Source organism: Aeromonas sp. 600282, assembly GCF_049175755.1.
GTDB classification, from domain to species: domain Bacteria; phylum Pseudomonadota; class Gammaproteobacteria; order Enterobacterales; family Aeromonadaceae; genus Aeromonas; species Aeromonas veronii_A.
The window spans coordinates 23222-39918 of sequence record NZ_JAAKVR010000013.1 but is presented as its reverse complement, the minus strand read 5'-3'; the positions used below and the strand labels follow the sequence as shown (position 1 = coordinate 39918).

Genomic DNA, 16697 nt, shown 5'->3' with positions numbered 1-16697 from the left:
CTCCACGAGTAGATCAGATTAGACCCAAGAGGAACATAGCGACAACTCTGCGGGGGAGGAAAAGTGACAGTAGTCGGCGCGAGACGAGGAAGGGCATTATAGGCGGTTACCGGGATTTATGTGCTTCGGTGAGAAAGACACACTCTGTTTGACGGATCTGGTGTGAGCCACTCCCCTGTTCCCCCTGCCAGCTTAATTCCAGCTTGCCGAGGCGGCCCAGATGGCGCAGCTCGAACTCGTAGCGCTGGCAGAGGTTGTTTTGGGGCAGACTCGTCATACCCGCTGGCAGGCGGTATTGATAGCGCAGGATCGGCCCATCTTCCAGCTTGCTGGCCACCGGCACCAGCCCCTCTGGCGTGGGCTGCGGCGCCCCGAGCGCACGGCGCAAACTGAGCGGTGCATCGATCGCCTTTTGATAGTGCAGGCCGTTCATGGCCGCCAGCTCCTCTTCCAGCCGTTGCAACTCCCCTTCCAGTCCATTGAGCGCGGCCCCCAGCTGCTGGTGGGTCGTTGACGAGGCGCAGCCACCCAGCAACAGGGTGGCAATCAGCAGGGCGGCTCTGATGGGGGGCACGGCATCTCCTTGGCAATGACGATGAAGCGTGAAGGTCAGGTCGGCTGGCCCTGACTATAGCAGGGGATTGCTCGGGGGCGTCCCCTGCAGCAGCTGCGCCAGACGGGCCAGCCCTTCGCCGACCCGGGCATCGGTGGCGGGTTGGCTCAGGCTCAGGCGCACCCCTTGCGGAGCGGCAAACTGACCGGCGGCGAAGTGTTCCCCGCTCGCCACGCCAACGTCAAGAGCATCGGCGGCGGCAGCAAACTGTTGGCTGCGCCAGGGCTCCGGCAGCGGTAGCCAGGCGTGCATGCTGCCCGGCTGCCAGCGGGCGGCAGGCAGCAGGTGGCGCAGCAGTTCGCCACGGCGTTTGAGGATTTCCCGCTGCTGCTCGACCAGCGGCATGATCTGGCGCTGACTGACCATTTTGCAGGCGAGCTCGATCAACAGCGGGCTCACCATCCAGCTCGACAGCCGCATGGTCTGGGCGAAGGCGCTGCGCAGGGCAGGGGGCGTCAGCACGAAGCCCACCCGCAGGCCGCCGCAGGCGATCTTGGCCAGACTGCCCAGATAGATGACCCGCTCCGGCGCCAGATTGACCAGAGGGATCACAGGTTGCTGGGGCAGCAGGCCGTTGACGTCATCCTCGATGATCAGCAGATCGTGGCGACGGGCGATGGCGACGATGGCCTCCCGCCGCGCCAGACTCATGATGGCGGTGGTGGGGTTTTGCAGGGTCGGGGTGAGGTAGAGCAGCTTGGCCCGGCGGGTGCGGCAGGCGGCGTCCAGCGCCTCGGGCAGCAGCCCCTCCTCGTCCATCGCCAGTCCCACCACCTGATTCTTCAGCTGGCGGGCATTGCCCAGCATACCGGGGTAGCTCAGCCCCTCGCACAGGATGGTCTCCCCCACGCAGCTGGTCGCCAGCAGCGCCAGCATGATGCCGTGCTGGGCGCCGTGGCTGAACAGCAGGCGATCCTCACTACAGGCCACCCCTTGCTCCGCCAGCCAGTTGACGAACTGCTGGCGCTGATCCGGTCGTCCCGCCTCCTTGTCGTAGCCGAGCAGGGCGTTGAGATCCCCGTCCGCCACTTCCCCCAGCTTGGGGCGAATGATGGCCGCCCGATCCAGCTGCACCGGCAGGTTCTGCCACAGCTCGATGCGGAGCCCCTCCTCCTGACGGATCACCCACTCATTGGCGGGATCCGTGTTCGCTCGCTTGACCCAGGTGCCGTGGCCCACCCGGGCGGCCAGCAGGCCGCGCCGCTCCGCCTCGCTGTAGGCGCGGGTGACGGTGCCTACGGTGACACCCAGACGATCCGCCAGGGATCTGTGGGTAGGCAATCGGGTCTGCGGTGGCAGCTCGCCATTCGCGATCCCCTGTTCGATTGCTTTGACCAGCTTGAGGTAGAGGGGGCCATCGAAGGCCGCAAGGTCGGGCGTCCAGATTGTCATGGTGACAATAAATCCATTGATCCAAATTTGTTGTCAATATAGCGTGAATTTCAGCCTGATAACAATCAAATAGCTTGCATTGTATCGATACAATTCAGCGAGTAAGGAGTCACAATATGACGATGGAGTGGTATGTTACCCTGTTCGGTTTTGCCGTACTCACCTGCGGTACGCCGGGGCCCAACAACCTGATGCTGACGGCCTCCGGCGCCAACTTCGGGGTGCGTCGCACTCTGCCACATCTGCTCGGGGTGGGGCTGGGGCAGCCGGTGTTGCAACTGGTGCTGGCGCTGGGGCTTTATCCGCTGTTCGAGCGCTGGCCCCTGCTACGGCTCGGTTTGCAGATCTTCGGCAGCCTCTATCTGCTGTGGTTGGCGTGGCGTATCGCGGTGGCCGGGGCGCCGGGGGATCCGGCTCGGCGCGCGCGCCCGTTGACCATGCTGGAGGGACTGAGCTTTCAGTTCCTCAATCCCAAGGCGTGGATGATGGGGATCTCCGCCATCAGTCTCTTCAGCCTGCCCGGCGCCAGTTACTGGTCGAGTCAGCTGGCGGTGATGGTCATGTTTGCGCTGGTGGCCCTGCCGGTCTGCTTTGTCTGGGTACTGTTCGGCCATCAGCTGAGCAACTGGATCAGCTCGGATCGGGGCTGGCGGCGACTCAACGGTTCTCTCGGCCTGCTGACGGCACTCTGTGTGGTGATGCTCTGGTATTGAGCCGTGTTGCGCTGGAGGGGGAGGTGGCCGAGAAAGAGGCATTTCTGACTTGTCGCCACGGGGTTGGCTCTGCATATTAGAAGGCTTTCCCCATAACGGGGGCGTTGAATCGACAAGAGGTTGAGATGGATCTGAACTGGTTACTGCCCCTGGCGGGGTTTGCCCTGGTTACCTGCGGCACGCCGGGGCCAAATAACATGTTGCTCACCAGCGCCGGGGCGGCGCAGGGGTTTCGCCGCACGATTCCCCTGCTGGTGGGGGTGGTGGGGGGGATCAATCTGATGATCCTCGCTACCGCGCTGGGGCTTGGCGTGGTGTTCGAGAAGGTGCCGCTGCTGCACGATGGCCTCAAGATTATCGGCTCGGCGTATCTGCTCTGGCTGGCGTGGAAGGTGGCGACCGCCAGCGGCCCGGCCGAGGGCAACCGTCCGCTCATTCCCGCCCATCAGGGGGCCATGCTGCAACTGCTCAACCCCAAGGCATGGATGATGGCGCTCTCCGCCATCAGCGGTTTCACTCTGGCGGGGGAGGCTTACTGGCCCTCCGCGCTCTGGGTGTTGGTGATCTTCTTTATTACCGGCCTCTACACCGGGGCGTTCTGGGTGTTGTTTGGTGCCCAGGTGCGGCAAATCATTCGCACTGCCCGGGGTTGGCGGCGTTTCAATCTCGGCATGGGGCTGGCGACGGCCGCCTGTGTCGGGATGATCTGGATTTAGCCCGGGGTTGACCCGGGCCTTTACCGGCTGTCTTGTTGGCCCTGCGGGGCCTTTTTTATCTCGCCTGCGTGACCTTGCCTGCAAGGTGGCGTGGTTCTGCCCTCCCTTGGAATGAAGGAGTTCCTATGAAATGTATCGGTCTGTTGGGTGGCATGAGCTGGGAGTCCACCGTCAGTTACTATCAGGCGCTCAACCGTGGGGTGCGGGCACAGCTCGGCGGTTTGCACTCGGCGCGGGTGCTGCTCAACAGCGTCGATTTTGCCGGTATCGAGCGGTTGCAGCATGCCGGTGACTGGCCCGCTACCGCTCGTTTGCTGGCGGCGGAGGCGCGCAAGTTGCAGGATGGCGGCGCCGATTTCTTGCTGATCGGCACCAACACCATGCACAAGGTCGCCCCCGAGATTGAGGCCGCCATCGATATCCCGTTGCTCCATATCGCCGATGCCACCGCGGCCAAATTGCGGGCTGACGGGATCACCCGAGTCGGCCTGCTCGGCACCCGCTTCACCATGGAGCAGGATTTTTACAAAGGGCGCTTGCAGGATCGCTTCGGGTTGGCGGTGCTGGTGCCTGCCGAAGCTGAGCGGGAGCGGGTACACAGGATCATCTATGACGAGCTCTGTCTGGGGGAGACCCGTGAATCGTCGCGGGCCGAGTATCTGGCCATTATCGAGGCGCTGGTGGATGCTGGTGCCGAGGCGGTGATCCTCGGTTGCACCGAGATTGCCCTGCTGGTGGGCGATGCCCGGGCGGCGGTGCCGCTCTACGACACCACTGCCATCCATGCCGAGGCCGCCGTGGCACTGGCGCTCTGCTCCGATTAATTAACTGGTCAGATCTCACTATTCATGCTTGTCTCATACCCCTTGCCATAAAAGCGTGTAAAATTGCGCCCTGAATTTTCCCCGGCCAACACGGGTTGGCTGCGGTTTCCTAGCATGCAAGGCTGACATTGTGACTGAAGTAGATAGATTCGCGGATATTCGCCCCTACCGCGATGAAGAAGTGCCGGCAGCCATCGAACGGCTGATCCAGGATGATGAATTTATCGGCGCCATCGCCAAGTATCGTTTCGGTTCCCTGATGAGCTGGCTGGGCTGGGCCATTCGCCCGATGATCCGCCTGTTTCTGCGCCGTAAATGGTCAAAAGTGACCACGGTGCATCAGGTCCAGATGGGGGTCACCCGGTACATGTCCCGCATGATCGCCACCTCTACCAAGGGGGTGACCTTCTCCGGGATCGAGCATCTGAAGAAAGAGCAGGGCTATCTGTTTGTCTCCAACCACAGAGACATCGCCATGGATCCTGCGTTCGTCAACTGGGGGCTGCACACCCACGGTTTCGATACCGTGCGCATCGCCATCGGTGACAACCTGCTGCGCAAACCCTGCGCCACCGAGCTGATGAAGCTCAACAAGAGCTTTATCGTCAAACGCTCCGCCAAGGGGCCGCGGGAGATGATGAAGGCGCTCGGCGAGCTGTCTGCCTATATCGGCAACTCGGTTCACGAAGGTCACTCCATCTGGATCGCCCAGAAGGAAGGACGCGCCAAGAATGGCGATGACAAGACAGATCCCGCCATCCTCAAGATGTTCTACGTCGACGGCAAGAAGCAGAAGATCGACTTCGTCGACTACATGCGCAGCCTCAATATCGTGCCGGTCAGCATCAGCTACGAGCTGGATCCGACCGACAAGGCGAAGGCGCGCGAGCTCTACGAGAAGTCGGTCAACGGCAGCTATGAGAAGGGCGAGTTCGAGGATATCGAGAGTATCGTCGCCGGTATCGTCGGCATGAAGGGGCGGGTACATGTCTCCTTCGGCGCGCCGATCACCGAGGGCTTCAGCGATCCGGACGAACTGGCCGCGCTGATCGACAAGGCGATCTGGAGCAGCTACCACCTGTTCCCCAGCAACTATCTGGCGGCCGATGTCTCCGGCAAGGCCAATACCATCGAGCAGGCGGCCTTCCTGACCCGTCAGTCAGAGGTGCCGGAAGAGCACAAGGCGATCTGGCGGGCCATGTACGCCAAACCGGTGGAAAATGCCCAAAAGGCTTGAATGAAACCGGTTGTTAAACGGTTTTGCGAAAAAACGGGCGCTGATGCGCCCGTTTTTGCGTCTGGTCAAAGTCGAGGGGGAAAGGGTGGTGAATAATATGGTTTCAGCTGGTACGATCACTATGAAAATGGGATTATGTCTCTTGGCAAGGTGCTGACGAGTGTGTAACAGTGCCCATATAGCTGAACATGAGCAAAAGCTCTAAACCGGTTTGCACGGATTGCAGACGGCATTATTGAAGGACCTGTCACAGGTCCTTTTTCATTGGCTGGCAAAGATGCCGCCCAGATATACCTAACAGGAAACAGACGCCATGATCACCGGTAGCCTGAACACCCTGCAGCGGACGCCGCTGCCCGCCCCGCTGGCCCGCATCATGGCCGAGGTGGTGAAGAGCGTGGCTCACTGGGGTGACGCTCCGCTCGGCAAGAGCGAGATCGATGGCCTCAACCTGTTCTGTCTGGTGAGCGAAGATCTGACCGAGCCAGCCGCGGATCGCCGTGGCGAATTCCATCAGCAGTATCTCGATATCCAGTTGCTGCTGCGCGGTGAAGAGTGGATAGGTGTGGGCCCCCACGACTATGTGAGCGACGGCGCCGACCATCCCCATCCCGACCTCTGGTTTGTCGAGGACGAGCAGACCAGCTATCTGGCGCTGCAACCGGGCGATTTTGCCATCTTCTGGCCGGGCGAGCTGCACCGCCCGCTCTGTACCTTCAACCAGCCCGCCAAGGTGAAGAAGCTGGTGGTCAAGGTACACAAGGATCTGCTGGCTATCGCCTGAGCATTCCCATTGAGGCGAGCCCTGCGCAGCTGATGCGTTGAGACTCGCAAGCATTGAAACCAGTGATACGCACCACAAGTTGCGATCACTCTTTCAAGAGCAAGAATTGAAACCAGTGATACGCACCACAGGTTGCGATGACTCTTTCAAGAGCAAGAATTGAAAAATTGGACGCACCCTCCTGCGACCATAAGCCCCCGGCAGGGGAATCCCATCCTCTTTTGGATGACACGACACTGTCGGCATAAAGCCGAAGCACAGGAAGATGTAGAAAATGAGCAAGTTGGTATTGATCCTTAACTGCGGTAGCTCTTCCCTGAAATTTGCCGTAATGGACGCCGAAACAGGTGAGGACATGCTGTCCGGCCTGGCCGAATGCTTCAATCTGGATGATGCACGTATCAAATGGAAACTCCACGGGGTCAAGGGCGAAGCCATGCTGGGAGCGGGTGCCGCTCACCAGGAGGCCCTCGACCATATCGTGGGTCACATCCTGCCGCAGGATCCGACTCTTGCCGAGCAACTGGTGGCCATCGGTCACCGAATCGTACACGGTGGCGAGCAGTTCTCCCGCTCCGTGCGCATTGATGACGGCGTGATCGCCGGTATCGAAGCCGCCATTCCGTTCGCCCCGCTGCACAACCCGGCCCACCTCATCGGTATTCGCGCCGCGCTGAAAGTGTTCCCGCAGCTGTCCGAGAAGAACGTGGCCGTGTTCGACACCGCTTTCCACCAGACTCTGCCGCAAGAGGCCTACCTCTATGCGCTGCCGCACAAGCTCTACCGCGAACACGGTATTCGTCGTTACGGTGCCCACGGTACTTCTCACCGCTACATTGCGGAAGAAGCCGCAAAAGAGCTGGGCAAGCCGTTGAATGAACTGAACATCATCAACTGCCACCTGGGTAACGGTGCCTCTGTCTGCGCCATCAAGAACGGCGAATCCGTAGACACCTCCATGGGTCTGACTCCGCTGGAAGGTCTGGCGATGGGTACCCGCTCCGGTGATATCGATCCGGCCGTGGTCTTCTTCATGCACGACCAGCTCGGTTACAGCGTGGAGCAGATCAACCACACCCTGACCCGTGAGTCCGGTCTGCTGGGGATGACCGAAGCGAGCAGCGACTGCCGTTACGTCACCACCAACTACGCCACCGACGCCGGTGCCAAGCGCGCGCTGGATGTCTTCACCTACCGTGTGGCCAAGTATGTCGGTGCCTATGCCGCTGCGATGGACGGTCGTCTGGACGCCGTGGTCTTTACCGGTGGTATCGGTGAGAACGCCGCCATGGTGCGCGAGATGGTGCTGAACCGTCTGGCTCTGTTCGGCTTCAAGGTGGACAAAGAGGCCAACAACGCTGCAGTACTGGGTGGCGAAGGTCGCATCACCACCGCCGACAGCCGTTGCGCCATGGTGATCCCGACCAACGAAGAGTTGGTCATCGCCCGCGATGCCCTGAGCCTGGTCTGCTAAGTCAGCCTCGCTTTGAAACAACGCCCGGCCAGTGCCGGGCGTTGTCGTTTCTGGCGTTCACCGATTTGACATGGGGGAGGGGAGCGGTACCCTGACCACCACTGTTTTTGCAGCCAGCGGGCTGCCAGGTTCGGGAGAGAGCAATGAAAGAGGCGTTTTTTAACTGGTTGTCTGGCCTTGGGGTGGAAGTGACCAACCTGATGGCGCTGGTGATCGCGCTGGGTTTTATCGTCATCACCTCGTTGCTGCTGCACATGGCGCTGCACCGGGTGTTGCTGGTCCGGCTGGTGGGGATCCTCGGCAAGGCCAAGCAGGTGTGGCTGCCGCCCCAGCTGCAACAGCGCCTCTTCAACCGGCTCGCTTTCGTGTTGCAGGGGGCCGTGCTGCTCGGTCAGGCGGAGATCTGGCTGCCTCGTCAATCGGATAGCCTCAAGCTTATCGAGATGGTGGCCCAGCTCTGGATTTTGCTGTTCCTGCTGCTGGCCTTCTTCGCCCTGCTCGACTGCCTGTTGTCGGTGAGCCGTTACACCCGCCTTGGTCGGGATTTGCCCCTGCGCGGCATCTTCCAGGGGGCCAAGCTGGTAGGCAGCATTCTGGTGGGCATCCTGATGATCGCCCTGCTGCTCGGCAAGTCGCCGCTGTTCCTGTTCAGCGGTCTGGGTGCCATGACCGCAGTGCTGATGCTGGTATTCAAGGACCCCATCCTCGGGCTGGTGGCGGGGATCCAGCTCTCCGCCAACCGGATGCTGAGCGTCGGTGACTGGCTGCAGATGGACAAGTACGGCGCCGATGGCGAGGTGACCGATATTGGCCTCACCACGGTCAAGGTGTCGAACTGGGACAAGACCATCACCACCATTCCCACCTATGCCCTGATCTCCGACTCTTTCAAGAACTGGCAGGGGATGACCGAGTCGGGTGGCCGCCGTATCAAACGCAGCGTCAATATCGACATGACCAGCGTGCGTTTTCTGACGGCCGAGGAGCAGTTGCAGCTCAAGCAGGCGCAACTGCTGGCTCCCTATCTCAGTCGCAAGGAGCAGGAGCTGAGTGCCTACAATCAGCAGCTGAGCGATGCCCTGAGCTGCCCTATCAACGGTCGTCACCTCACCAACCTCGGCACCCTGCGCGCCTATCTGGATGCCTATCTGCGTGCTCACCCCGGCATTCGCAAGGACATGACCCTGATGGTGCGCCAGCTGGCGCCCACGTCAGACGGTTTGCCGCTGGAAATTTACTGTTTTACCGCGACCACCGCATGGGCTGATTACGAAGGGATCCAAGCCGATATTTTCGACCATATCTTCGCTATCATTGAGCAATTTCATCTGCGGTTGCATCAATCTCCCACAGGTTATGATATGCGCCTCTGGCAACGGGGATAAACAGGGGGAGAGGGCGAGTCGAGGGCGTTGGATAATCCGCATATTAATCATCGACCCGTCACCACTTGTCAGTTGATATTTGGTCAGCAGAGGAGAAAAATGGCGGCCTTCTCTTCGCGCCCCTGATCTTCTGCTGATCAGCCGTCAGCTCAGAGATGTCAATTCAGTCATTATCATGGGAAAGTTATGAAGCTCCTTCGCAATAGTGTGGCAACACTCTGCTACAGCCTGCTGCTGACCGCTGCGCCGGTTTTCGCTGTTGAATATGCTCTGCCTGCGGCCAACAGCCGTCTGGTGGGGGAAAATCTGGAATATGTGGTTCCGGCCGAAGAGAATGGCCAGCCGCTGGAGGCCATTGCTGCCAAATTCCAGCTGGGGCTGACCAACATGATAGAGGCCAACCCCGATGCGGATCCCCTGTTGGTACAGACCGGCGAGAAGCTGGTGATCCCCCAGCAACTCATCCTGCCGGATGCCCCTCGTGAAGGCATTGTGCTGAACGTGGCCGAGATGCGCCTCTACTACTACCCGAAAGGCAAGAAGGTGGTAGAAGTGTTGCCCATCGGCATCGGCCAGCTCGGCACCGACACCCCGGAAAACTGGGTGACCAGCGTGCAGCGCAAGAAAGCGGGCCCGACCTGGACCCCGACTGCCAAGATGCATGCCGAATATGCCGCCCGTGGCGAGAGCCTGCCAGCGGTATGGCCGGCCGGCCCGGACAACCCCATGGGGCTGTTTGCACTCTATATCGGCAAGATGTACGCCATCCACGGCACCAATGCCAACTTCGGTATCGGTCTGCGGGTGAGTCACGGCTGTGTGCGGCTGCGTAACGACGATATCGAGTACCTGTTCAAGCAGGTGCCGGTCGGTACCCGCGTCCAGTTCGTTAACCAGCCGATCAAGGCCTCTCTCGAGCCCAACGGCGTTCGTTATCTGGAAGTGCACCAGCCGCTGTCGCGTAGCGAAGAGGAGTTCAACTCCAAGCTGCCGGCACCGCTGCCGATGACTCCGGCGGTGACCCGCTTCATTGCCCACGCCGACAGCGACTCCCAACTGGTGAAGCAGGCGCTGGAGCAGCGCAACGGTATGCCGATGGCGATCAACCGCTAAGGGCAAATCCCCGTCATGACAAAGGGCGAACAGCAAGCTGTTCGCCCTTTTTGTTTCTGCTGCGTTGACTCAGCTTCGCAGCAGATTTGCCTGCAGCTCGCTGCCGAGCTGATCGAGCAGCTGGTAGCGCGCCTTGTAGCTGGCCCGCTTGCGGGAGGGGATCTCCTCCAGCGTCTTGCGGGGCACTTCCAGCGGCAGGCTCATCCAGAGTTCATCTTGCACGCAGCCCTGATGCTCCTGCCACAAGCCGTCGAGATCGAACTTGACCCGATCGGCGGTGCGCTTGCTGCACTGATAGACGTGGCTTTGGGTGCGGATCCCGAGCAGGCTCTTGCACGCCAATCCTCGGGCCAGCTCGGCGGCCATATAGACCAGCAGGGACATAGGGCGCAGCCCGCCGCACGCCTTGGTGACCAGCTTGATCTCCTCGCTCTGCCCCTTGCCGCCCTGCAGCGAACAGATCTCGAGGGTCGGGTTTGGCGCGGGACGCAGATTGAGGGCCATGTAATAGAGCGCAGCGTCACCCAGCTTGAGGGTCAGGCTCATCTCCCCCTCTTTGCCCATGTGGGTTTGGTAATCCAGTTGCAGGGTGAGGGGGGCCGTCAGCTTGTCGCTCTGCCACTGGGCCAGCAGCAGGCCGCGCCCGCTGTAGATTGCCAGTTGTTGCGCCTTGGGCAGCTGACGTGCCAGCTGCTGGTAGTGGCCGCTGATAAGCCCGGCTCGCAGGCGCTTGCGGAGCCCCTTGTGGCGATAGGGGTGGAGCGGCTTTTCCAGAATATCGGGGAAGCGGCTGATCGCCTGCGCCAGCAGCGGTTGCTCCTGCTGCTGGCGATAGAGGGCGCGGGCGCCAGGATTGAGCCAGAGACGCCCCACATACTTGGCCCGTCGGATGAGATGACCCGACTCCTCCACCGGATGAAGGCGGCGGGCGAGGGTTCGCAGGTGTGACAGATGAGATGACATGGTGCCGACCTCTGACTGGAGTGATGAGACAGGGCGGGGAGTGTAGGAGCGGGGCGCCGGCTTGTAAAAAATGGATAGTAACAAAATGTGAAAACATAACGCTCAATAGTCGCCGTTGCGACGATATGGCCGTCACGGCCACGGCAGGAAATCTGGCGCCATCCTCTTGATGCGGCAGATGATTTGATGCGCAAAGGTTTTTATTGTGTTTTGTGTTTGTTAAAAGTGGTTGAGCTGGCGCGAACGGCTGATTAAGCTAGGCCGGTTTTTTAGGGATGAGCCCGTCACCAGAGCGGGCAGAAAATGACACAAAACGGAGTTTTGCATGACAGCTAGCACACCCATGTTAATCACCTTCCTGGTGTATATCCTCGGAATGGTGTTGATCGGCTTCGTCGCCTATCGCGCCACCCGCAACTTTGATGACTACATTCTGGGCGGCCGCCGGATGGGAAGCTGGGTTACCGCTCTCTCTGCCGGCGCCTCCGACATGAGCGGCTGGCTGCTGATGGGGCTGCCCGGCGCCGTCTTCGTCAGCGGCATCTCCGAGAGCTGGATCGCCATCGGTCTGGTCATCGGCGCCTACCTCAACTGGCGCTGGGTAGCGGGTCGCCTGCGGGTACATACCGAGAAGAACCGCAACGCCCTGACCCTGCCGGACTATTTCACCTACCGCTTTGAAGATCACAGCAAGGTGCTGCGCATTCTCTCGGCGCTAGTGATCCTGCTCTTCTTCACCATCTATTGCGCCTCCGGCGTGGTGGCCGGTGCCCGTCTGTTCGAGAGCACCTTCGGCATGGATTACAACACCGCCCTCTGGGTCGGTGCCGCCGCCACCATTACCTACACCTTCTTCGGCGGCTTCCTCGCGGTGAGCTGGACCGATACGGTACAGGCGACCCTGATGATCTTCGCCCTGATCCTGACCCCGGTCTTCGTCATCATCGCCGTCGGCGGGATAGACAGCGCCATGATCGAGGTGGCCGCCAAGAGCGCCACCAACCTCGACATGTTCAAGAATCTGGATGTGATCGCCATCATCTCGTTGATGGCCTGGGGTCTTGGTTACTTCGGTCAGCCCCACATTCTGGCCCGTTTCATGGCGGCCGATTCCCACCACTCCATGGCCAATGCCCGCCGTATCAGCATGACCTGGATGGTGTTCTGCCTCGCTGGTGCGGTGGCCATCGGCTTCTTCGGCCTGGCCTACTTTGCCCGCTTCCCGGAAGTGGCGGCTGGAGTGACCGGCAACCCGGAGCGGGTCTTTATTGAGCTCTCCAAAATCCTGTTCAACCCCTGGATCGCCGGGGTGCTGCTCTCCGCCATCCTGGCGGCGGTGATGAGCACTCTAAGTTGTCAATTACTGGTCTGCTCCAGCGCCATCACCGAGGATCTCTACAAGCCCTTCCTGCGCAAGAACGCCTCTCAGCGTGAGCTGGTGTGGGTGGGTCGCCTGATGGTGCTGCTGATCGCGGTGATTGCCATCGCCGTCGCCATGAATCCGGAAAACCGGGTGCTGGGGCTGGTGAGCTACGCCTGGGCCGGTTTCGGTGCCGCCTTTGGCCCCGTGGTGCTGCTCTCCGTGCTGTGGCCGCGGATGACCCGCAACGGCGCGCTGGCCGGCATGCTGGTCGGTGCCATCACCGTCATCGTCTGGAAGCAGTTCGGCTGGCTGGGGCTGTATGAGATCATCCCGGGCTTCCTGTTTGCGCTGCTGGCCATCGTGGTGGGCAGTCTGCTGGGCGAAGCGCCCTCAAAAGCGATGCTGGAGCGTTTCCGCGATGCCGAGGAGGAGTACAACACCCCGGCCGAGAGCGCGGGAGAGCCGGTCGCGGTGAACTGATCCCCCTTACCGCTTTCTGATTGAGAGCCCCGCCCCCGGACAAGGAGCGCCCTGGTTGGCCATCCTTGCACCGGTTTGGCGGGGCTTTGTGCTATCTGATTCACTCTTGGGCACTTTTTTATGTTCGGCCGGTGGCTCCCGTGTGCTCGCTTTCTTTTGTCTTGGCACCGAATATGGGACACTAGGCCGCCTGAAGGAGACCTAGTGCATGCGGCTATTCACCCTGATCCTGATCCTCCTGCTGGGGGGACTGCAATATGACCTCTGGCTGGGGAAGAACGGGCTATCCGATTATCAGAACCTGTCGGAGGCCATCTCGCAGCAACAGCGGGACAACCAGACTCTCAAGGATCGTAACGACCTCATTTACCGCGAGATAGATGATCTCACCTCTGGCCTCGAGGCCATCGAGGAGTTGTCGCGCAACGATCTGGGTTACATCAAGCAGGGGGAGACCTTCTACCGGATCATCCCCAAAGAGAAAGACAAAGAGACAGCGCCGGACGATGAGCCCTACGATGACTGATGCCAGCCGGGTATCCGGCCTGACGGCGATCGTCCCTGCCGCCGGTATCGGCAGCCGAATGGGGGCCGATTGCCCCAAACAGTACCTGCAACTGGCGGGTAAAACCATTCTCGAACATACCCTGGAGAGGCTGCTCTCCCACCCGGCCATCGCCCAGGTGATCGTGGCGCTGGCGCCCCATGATCGCTGGTTCGAGGCACTGCCCGTGGCGGCCGACCCGCGGATTGTGCGGGTAGAGGGAGGCGCCGAGCGCGCCTTTTCCGTCCTCAATGGTCTCCATGTGGCGCAAGGGGAGTGGGTGCTGGTGCACGATGCGGCCCGCCCCTGTCTGACTCACGGCGATCTCGATGCGCTGATTGCCGCGGCCATGAACTGCGGCGGTGCCATTCTCGGCAGCCGGGTGCGCGATACCATGAAACGCTCCGATGGGGAGGGCAATATCATCGCCACCGTCGAGCGCGAGCAGCTCTGGCATGCCCTGACGCCGCAGATGTTTCCGACCCGTGCCCTGAAACGGGCGCTCGAAGAGGGGTTGCTGCTGGGCGCCACCATCACCGACGAGGCCTCCGCCATGGAGCGGGCCGGATTCACGGTGCGGATGGTGGAGGGGCGCGCCGACAATATCAAAGTGACCCGGCCGGAAGATTTGTCGCTGGCGGGGCTGTTTTTAAGCCAGCAGGCATAAGCCCCTCAGTCAGAACAGACCGTTCAGAGCAGAGTGTCTCGAACAAACAGGCCCGAACAAGGAGTTAGCATGATCCGGATTGGACATGGTGTGGACGTACACAAAATTGATGGGGTTGGTTTCAGCATGTTGGGAGGTTGCCGCTGATGATGCGCATTGGTCATGGTTTTGATGTCCATAAATTTGGTGGTGTTGGCCCCTGCATGCTGGGTGGCGTGCCGGTTCCCTACGAGCAGGGGCTGGTTGCCCACTCTGACGGCGATGTGGTGCTGCACGCGGTGAGCGATGCCCTGCTGGGGGCCATCGGTGCCGGTGACATCGGTCGCCACTTCCCCGATACCGCTGCCGAGTTCAAGGGGATCGACAGTCGCATCCTGCTGCGGGATGTCTTTGCCCGGGTACAGAAGGCGGGTTATGCCATCGGCAACCTGGATGTGACCATCATCGCCCAGGCCCCCAAAATGGCGCCCCATATCGACGCCATGTGCGCCGTGCTGGCCGCCGATCTGCAATGTGATTTGAACCGGGTGAACGTCAAGGCGACCACCACCGAACAGCTTGGGTTTACGGGGCGCAAGGAAGGGATCGCCACCGAAGCCGTCGTCCTACTGGTGAAACAATAATGCTGGAACAACTTGCCTATCTGCACGGGGCGCCCACTGCCCGCGGTATCCTCAAGGCCGAGGCCGCCGACTTCGTGGTCAATGAAGATCTCGGGTTTGAGCCTTGCGGTGAAGGGGAACACATCTTCGTCCGGGTGCGCAAAACCGGCGAGAACACCGCCTGGGTGGCGGGTCTGCTGGCCGATGCGGCCGGGGTCAACCGCAATGCGGTGACCTGGGCGGGCCTGAAAGATCGTCACGCGGTGACCGAGCAGTGGTTTGGTATTCACCTGCCAGGCAAGGCCGAACCGGACTTGTCGGTTATCGAGAGCGACAGCATCCAGATCCTGCAAGCCAGGCGTCACAACCGCAAATTGCGGGTTGGCTACCTCAAGGGCAACCACTTCACCCTGCGTCTCACCGGTCTGGAACAGGCCGACGGGCTGGAAGCGCGCCTGCAGGCCATCGCCACTCAGGGCGTACCCAATTACTATGGTGAACAGCGTTTTGGCCGCGATGGCAACAACCTGGAAGCTGCCAAGGCGATGTTTGCCGGCAAGCGGATCAAGGATCGCAACAAACGTTCCCTCTACCTCTCTGCCGCCCGCAGCATGCTGTTCAACGCCATTGTCAGCGCCCGTATCGAGCAGGGGCTGGCTCATCAGCTGCTGGCCGGTGATTGCGTGATGCTCAAGGGCAGCCACTCCATCTTCAGCGAAGAGAGCGTGACCCCCGAGCTGGAAGCGCGTCTTGCCTCCGGCGACGTGCAGCTCACCGCCCCCCAGTGGGGCCGTGGCCGTCTGGCCAGTCAGGGCGCCGCTGCCGAGTTCGAACAGGGCGTGCTGGCCCCTTACAGCGATTGGTGTGACGGGCTGGAGAAAGCCGGGCTGGATCAGGACAGGCGCCCCCTGCTGCTCAAGCCGGAGCAGATGAGCTGGCAGCTGGACGGCGAGGCGCTGACCCTCTCCTTCTTCCTGCCGGCGGGCGCGTTTGCCACCAGCGTGGTGCGCGAGTTATTGCAGGCCGAAGAGGCCGATCACGGTTTCAGGAATCAGACCGATGCGAATTCTGGTCAGTAATGATGATGGTGTGCATGCCGAGGGCATTCGTGCCCTCAGCGAGGCGCTGCGCGCCTGCGGCGAGGTCATTGTGGTGGCGCCGGATCGCAACCGCAGCGGCGCGAGTCACTCCCTGACGCTGGAAGTACCGCTGCGGGTTACCCGCATTGCAGAAAACGGCTTTAATGGGTGCGAGAGCTATGCGGTGAAGGGGACGCCGACCGACTGCGTGCATCTGGCGGTCAACGAGCTGGTGCGCCCTGAACCCGACATGGTGGTGGCCGGTATCAACCACGGCGCCAACCTGGGGGATGATGTCATCTATTCGGGCACGGTCGCCGCGGCCACCGAGGGGCGCCATCTTGGCTATCCCTCCATCGCCATCTCGCTGGTGGGCAAGACCCACTTCGCCACGGCGGCCCACTATGCGGCCCTGCTGGTGAAGGGGCTGATGAAACACCCCCTGCCTGCCGATCAGATCCTCAACGTCAACGTGCCGGACTTGCCCCTCGAGCAGATCAAGGGGATCAAGACCACCCGCCTTGGCAATCGCCACCGGGCGGAGTCGGTGATCTGCACCGAGGATCCCCGTGGCCAGCCCATCTACTGGATCGGCCCCCCCGGTAGCCAGCAGGATGCCGGTGAAGGCACCGATTTTGCTGCCATCGAGCAGGGCTATGTCTCGATTACCCCCCTGACCATCGATATGACTGCCTATGACAGTCTCGCCGGTCTGGGGGCCTGGTTAGATCTGCAGGGATGAGGGTGG

Annotated in this window: 17 protein-coding genes; 14 read left to right on the top strand and 3 right to left on the bottom strand. The window is 61.1% G+C overall.

The features are described from left to right. Positions 1-106 precede the first annotated feature (106 nt). Both G5137_RS13360 and G5137_RS13355 read right to left on the bottom strand, forming a co-directional pair. Positions 107-574, bottom strand: a complete 468-nt coding sequence (locus tag G5137_RS13360) for a hypothetical protein (protein WP_421255522.1) — start codon at positions 572-574, stop codon at positions 107-109. A 54-nt stretch (positions 575-628) separates the two neighbouring features. Further along, positions 629-2005 (bottom strand): PLP-dependent aminotransferase family protein, encoded by a 1377-nt coding sequence (locus tag G5137_RS13355; protein WP_421255521.1) that lies wholly within the window; start codon positions 2003-2005, stop codon positions 629-631. A gap of 116 nt (positions 2006-2121) precedes the next feature. Between G5137_RS13355 and G5137_RS13350 the strand changes: the two genes are divergently transcribed. The 8 genes from G5137_RS13350 (at position 2122) to G5137_RS13315 (ending at position 10251) form a co-directional block, all read left to right on the top strand. Then, positions 2122-2718 carry a LysE family translocator gene (locus G5137_RS13350; protein WP_421255520.1) on the top strand — a complete coding sequence of 199 codons (597 nt, stop codon included), beginning with the start codon at positions 2122-2124 and terminating at the stop codon, positions 2716-2718. A gap of 125 nt (positions 2719-2843) precedes the next feature. Further along, entirely contained in the window at positions 2844-3434 is a 591-nt protein-coding gene (locus G5137_RS13345; RefSeq protein ID WP_040068358.1) for a LysE family translocator, read from the top strand. Positions 3435-3559: 125 nt separating this feature from the next. Further along, positions 3560-4258, top strand: coding sequence for an aspartate/glutamate racemase family protein (locus G5137_RS13340; RefSeq protein ID WP_421206960.1), 699 nt, complete (start codon positions 3560-3562; stop codon positions 4256-4258). 130 nt (positions 4259-4388) lie between these two features. Beyond that, positions 4389-5495: a 1-acyl-sn-glycerol-3-phosphate acyltransferase gene (locus tag G5137_RS13335; protein ID WP_042084524.1), complete on the top strand. Its 1107-nt coding sequence runs from the start codon at positions 4389-4391 to the stop codon at positions 5493-5495. A 313-nt stretch (positions 5496-5808) separates the two neighbouring features. Further along, complete coding sequence (locus G5137_RS13330) at positions 5809-6279, top strand: YhcH/YjgK/YiaL family protein (RefSeq protein WP_421206962.1); 471 nt, start codon at positions 5809-5811, stop codon at positions 6277-6279. A 274-nt stretch (positions 6280-6553) separates the two neighbouring features. After that, positions 6554-7753: an acetate kinase gene (locus G5137_RS13325; RefSeq protein ID WP_005354534.1), complete on the top strand. Its 1200-nt coding sequence runs from the start codon at positions 6554-6556 to the stop codon at positions 7751-7753. 143 nt (positions 7754-7896) lie between these two features. Beyond that, positions 7897-9138, top strand: coding sequence for a mechanosensitive ion channel family protein (locus G5137_RS13320; protein ID WP_270905582.1), 1242 nt, complete (start codon positions 7897-7899; stop codon positions 9136-9138). Positions 9139-9324: 186 nt separating this feature from the next. Further along, positions 9325-10251 carry a L,D-transpeptidase family protein gene (locus G5137_RS13315; RefSeq protein WP_270905581.1) on the top strand — a complete coding sequence of 309 codons (927 nt, stop codon included), beginning with the start codon at positions 9325-9327 and terminating at the stop codon, positions 10249-10251. Between the two features lie 69 nt (positions 10252-10320). Here the strand turns inward: G5137_RS13315 and G5137_RS13310 are convergent, their stop codons facing one another. After that, positions 10321-11214: a VirK/YbjX family protein gene (locus G5137_RS13310; RefSeq protein ID WP_421255519.1), complete on the bottom strand. Its 894-nt coding sequence runs from the start codon at positions 11212-11214 to the stop codon at positions 10321-10323. A gap of 325 nt (positions 11215-11539) precedes the next feature. On the opposite strand from G5137_RS13310, the gene putP reads away from it, so the two are divergent. The 6 genes from putP (at position 11540) to surE (ending at position 16691) form a co-directional block, all read left to right on the top strand. Beyond that, the gene (gene putP / locus G5137_RS13305) at positions 11540-13057 is read left to right on the top strand and encodes a sodium/proline symporter PutP (RefSeq protein ID WP_201986304.1); all 1518 of its coding nucleotides are present in this window, start codon (positions 11540-11542) and stop codon (positions 13055-13057) included. A 208-nt stretch (positions 13058-13265) separates the two neighbouring features. Continuing rightward, complete coding sequence (gene ftsB, locus G5137_RS13300) at positions 13266-13583, top strand: cell division protein FtsB (RefSeq protein WP_005335520.1); 318 nt, start codon at positions 13266-13268, stop codon at positions 13581-13583. Beyond that, on the top strand, positions 13576-14268 hold the full coding sequence (gene ispD, locus G5137_RS13295) for a 2-C-methyl-D-erythritol 4-phosphate cytidylyltransferase (protein ID WP_021229511.1): 693 nt from the start codon (positions 13576-13578) through the stop codon (positions 14266-14268). The genes ftsB and ispD overlap by 8 nt, the downstream gene beginning before the upstream one ends. Positions 14269-14414: 146 nt before the next feature. Continuing rightward, positions 14415-14891, top strand: a complete 477-nt coding sequence (ispF, locus tag G5137_RS13290) for a 2-C-methyl-D-erythritol 2,4-cyclodiphosphate synthase (protein ID WP_005335518.1) — start codon at positions 14415-14417, stop codon at positions 14889-14891. Next, positions 14891-15949 (top strand): tRNA pseudouridine(13) synthase TruD, encoded by a 1059-nt coding sequence (truD, locus tag G5137_RS13285; RefSeq protein ID WP_139443360.1) that lies wholly within the window; start codon positions 14891-14893, stop codon positions 15947-15949. Before ispF ends, truD begins: the two co-directional genes overlap by 1 nt. Then, positions 15930-16691: a 5'/3'-nucleotidase SurE gene (gene surE / locus G5137_RS13280; protein WP_005335515.1), complete on the top strand. Its 762-nt coding sequence runs from the start codon at positions 15930-15932 to the stop codon at positions 16689-16691. The genes truD and surE overlap by 20 nt, the downstream gene beginning before the upstream one ends. Positions 16692-16697: the final 6 nt, after the last annotated feature.